This window comes from Anaerolineales bacterium (assembly GCA_022866145.1).
Lineage (GTDB): Bacteria > Chloroflexota > Anaerolineae > Anaerolineales > E44-bin32 > PFL42.
In genome coordinates this window covers 1-3707 of record JALHUE010000384.1, presented here as the reverse complement: position 1 = coordinate 3707, position 3707 = coordinate 1, and the positions used below count along the sequence as shown (strand labels likewise).

The following is a 3707-nucleotide window of genomic DNA, read 5'->3' as shown; positions in this document are numbered from 1 at the left end:
CTCGGCGGGGCGTGCGCTCCATCGACGTTCCCGGGGAGGGGCAGCGCCTGTCATTATCCAGGATCGCGGGGAGACGTGGGGCGCGGCCTCGCGGCGAGCCTGGGCAGGCGAACGGTTCGTCATTCCCGCGCAGTCGGGAATCCAGGGTCGCGGTAAGGTGAAGAAGCTGGGCCACAGCAGGCGCGGGCAGGCGCGCGGCACGCCAGTCCGGCGAAGGGGGCATCCAGATCCACGGTGGGGAGCCGGCGTCGGCGGGCAGAATGCAGCGAGGGCCGGACAGCACCCGGCCCTCGCTGTGAATGACGAACTGCGGACCGCGCCGTCGTCAGGCGGCAAAGTACTCCTTGACGGCGGCGATGAACATGTCGTTCTCTTCCTTCGAGCCGACGGTCAGGCGGAACCAGCCGTCGCTGCCGTACATTGGCTCCTGGCCCCGCAGGATCAGACCCTTGGCCTCGGCATGCTTGATCATGCCGTCGCCGCTCTTGCCCGGAACCTTGGAGTCGAACAGCATGTAGTTGCCCCGGGTGGAGAAGGCCTTGACGCCCTTGAGCTTGTTGACCTCATTCATGATCCGGTCGAGTTCGCTGTTGTTGAACTGGACCCGCTGCTTTAGGCCGTCGGTGTCTTCCAGGGCGGCCAGGCCGGCCCACATGGCGATCGTACTCTGATTCCACGGGATCAGCGTGGCGGCGATCTGCATGATCACGTCCTTCTCGCCCAGGGCATAGCCGAAGCGCAGCCCCGCCAAGCCGTAGGCCTTCGACAGGGTGCGGGTGACCAGCACGTTCTTGTACTTCTTGACCAGGCCGACCTGGGACTTCTCCTTGACGGCGGCGTACTCCACGTAGGCCTCATCGATGATGAAGGGAATCCCGGTCTCGGCAATCTTGACGAAGCCGTCTGGCTCCATGAAGTTGCCGGTGGGGTTGTTGGGGTTGGCGACGACGATCACCTTGGTGTGGTCGGTGATAGCCTTGACGATGGCCTCCGGGTCGTACTGCAAGGCGTCATCGCCCCACTTGTACTTCATCGGCACGCTGACGATCTTGCCGCCGCAGATCAAAGTACGCAGCTTGTAGATGCCGAAGCACGGCGTGTGCTGGATCACTTCTTCGCCGGGCTGGACGAAGCTGCGCAGGATCATGTCGAAGACTTCGCTCGACCCGTTGCCCAGCAGCACGTTCTCGATCCCGGGCAGGCCGTTCATGTCGGCGATCTTCTGGCGGGTGGCAAAGCCCTGATCGGCATAGCGGTTCGCCATGCCGCCGTACTTCTCGATGGCCGCCATCACATGCTCGGAAGGCGGATTGGGATTCTCGTTCGACATCAGCCGGTGAAGTTCAGGCCGGCGCCAGGCCAGGTCGATGTGCGGCGAGAAGTACATCTTCTGGCCCTTGAGCCACGGGACAAAGAAGTCCTCAACAGGTTTCATGGATGTCTCCTTGGGAGTGGGTTAGGGCGGGTGGGTGTGCGCCCGGCCAGTCTCAGCGAAGCCAAAGCCGCCGCCCTGCCAGCGAGCGGCCGCCGCCGAGCCCCGTCCATCTTGCCGCAATCTTAGCCGCCCGGCCAGGAGGCGGCAACTGCTTATCAGCAGAGCCTGCAGGTGTCGTTTCGCCTGCTCCTGCGGCCGCGCATGGGATCGCGGGGCCTGGGTGCGGCAGGAAGCCTGGGGGGCAGGCACTTCGCAAAACCTGCCGCCTAGGGAGGATCTGCCGGTCTTCGGAGAAGGGGCGGTTTCCGGCGTGCAGTCGGATGGCTCCCATCGAAGGTGCGGCCGGGGCCGAAGCCAGGGCGCACGCTCACCCGGGCAGGCAGGGTCGGAGGCGGGCACCCGATTGCAGGGCTGGGGCGGCGGAGCGAGGAAGCCGGCCGCGGCGTCGGGAGCCGGCAGCGTCCTATAACGGCAGCCGACCTGGAGGCCCGTAGCCCAGATGGGCTAGAATGAGAGTCGCAACGCTTCCGCGTCAGCCCGGCCTCTGCAGCCGGGCTACCCAGCGCTACCCTGCCCTCCGATCGGCTGTGACCGAACCCGTCGATGATGACTCGCCGCCCGCGCACCGCCCTGATCCACTACTCAGCCCCGCCCGTTGTCGGCGGGGTGGAAGCGGTCCTCCGGCGCCATGCCGGGCTGCTGGTTGACCACGGCTACCAGGCCCAGGTGATTGCGGGCCGCGGCCAGGCCTGGGATGGGCGCATCCCGCTCGAGGTCGTGCCTCTGCTCGACTCGCGGCACGCGGAGATCCTGGCCGCCAAGCGCCTGCTGGATGAAGGCCGCGTTCCTGGAGATTTCGATCATCTGATCGCGCGCATCCGTCAGGCGCTTGCCCCGCTGCTGAGCGAATGCGACGTGCTGCTGGCGCACAACGTCGGCTCGCTGCACAAGAACCTTGCGCTGACCGCAGCCCTGGAAGCAATGAAACGCGAAGGCCAACTTGCGCGGCTGGTGCTCTGGCACCACGACCTGGCGTGGACCGCGGCACGCTACCGGCGTGAGCTCTATCCCGGCTGGCCGTGGAGCCTGTTGTCGACCGATTGGGGGGCCGAGCACGTGGCGATCTCGGAGTTCCGTCGCAGGCAGCTGGCCGACCTGATGGGCATCGAGACCGACAGGATCGCCGTCATCCCGAACGGCGTGGACGCCGGATCACTGCTCAAGCTCTCGGCAGACGCCCGCCAGATCGCCGATCGGTTGAACCTGGCGCAGGCGGACCCGATCCTGCTGATCCCGGTGCGCCTCACCCGGCGCAAGAACATCGAGCTTGCGCTGCGGGCCGGCGCCATCCTTCGGGAGAGCTTTCCGCGTCTGGCGCTGCTGGTCACCGGACCCCCTGGGCCGCACAACCCGGCCAATCAATCGTACTTCGATGAGCTGCGGGAGCTGCGCGCCGCCCTGGGGTTGGAGGAGCATGTCCATTTCCTGGCTGAGAACCGGGCGCAGCCGCTGACCGACGAGGTTGTCGGGGACCTGTTCCGGCTGGCGGACGCCTTGCTGTTGCCAAGCCGGGAAGAGGGATTCGGGATCCCCCTGCTCGAAGCTGCCCTGGCGCGCATTCCGGTCTTCTGTACGGACATCGCTCCGTTGCGTGAACTGGGCGGGGATCAGGCAAGCTACTTCGCGGTCGACGCCGCGCCGCGTGAGGTGGCTGGGTTGCTGGCGTCAAGCCTGAAAGCCAGCCCGACCCATGCCATGGCCGTACGCGTCCGGCAGTCCTACGACTGGAATCAGATCTTCATCCGGTACATCGAGCCGATGGTGCAGCGATGACGCGCCGACCGTTGTTCAGCCGCCTGCAGCGCGTTTTGGTACCCGTGGTCAAGGGCTATATGCCCGTCGAGTCGATTCGGCTGGCGCAAGCGCTGGCGGCTGAGACCGTGCTGCTGGGGGTTGTCCCGGTGACGGGGGAGGAAGCGGTGAGCCGGGCGGCGGGAGATGCCCGCCGGCTGCGCAGTGAAATGCGCCAGCTGGATCTGCTCCCGCAGACCCGTATGCTGCCGCGGGTGCGCGTCTCTCCTCACCCCTGGGAAGATCTACGAGAGGTTGTGGAGACCGAAGAGCCGGATCTGACGCTCCTGGAATGGCCGCAGCAGGTGATCGCCCTGGGCCTCGACGACCCGGAGAAGCTGGCGGAGCTCGGCTGTGACCTGGCGATGGTGCGCGGCCCGGTGCCCGACAAGCCCGAGCGGATCCTTCTGGCGCTGCGCGG

3 protein-coding genes are annotated in these 3707 nt (G+C 66.6%); 2 read left to right on the top strand and 1 reads right to left on the bottom strand.

Annotation, left to right across the window (positions count from 1 at the left end; genetic code table 11):
• Nucleotides 1-325: 325 nt before the first annotated feature.
• Nucleotides 326-1435 (bottom strand): histidinol-phosphate aminotransferase family protein, encoded by a 1110-nt coding sequence (locus MUO23_11640; protein ID MCJ7513608.1) that lies wholly within the window; start codon nt 1433-1435, stop codon nt 326-328.
• A gap of 603 nt (nt 1436-2038) precedes the next feature.
• Between MUO23_11640 and MUO23_11635 the strand changes: the two genes are divergently transcribed.
• Entirely contained in the window at nt 2039-3268 is a 1230-nt protein-coding gene (locus tag MUO23_11635) for a glycosyltransferase family 4 protein (protein MCJ7513607.1), read from the top strand.
• Nucleotides 3265-3707: hypothetical protein (locus tag MUO23_11630; GenBank protein MCJ7513606.1), on the top strand; the 443-nt coding region annotated here is incomplete at its 3' end. The genes MUO23_11635 and MUO23_11630, both read left to right, overlap by 4 nt.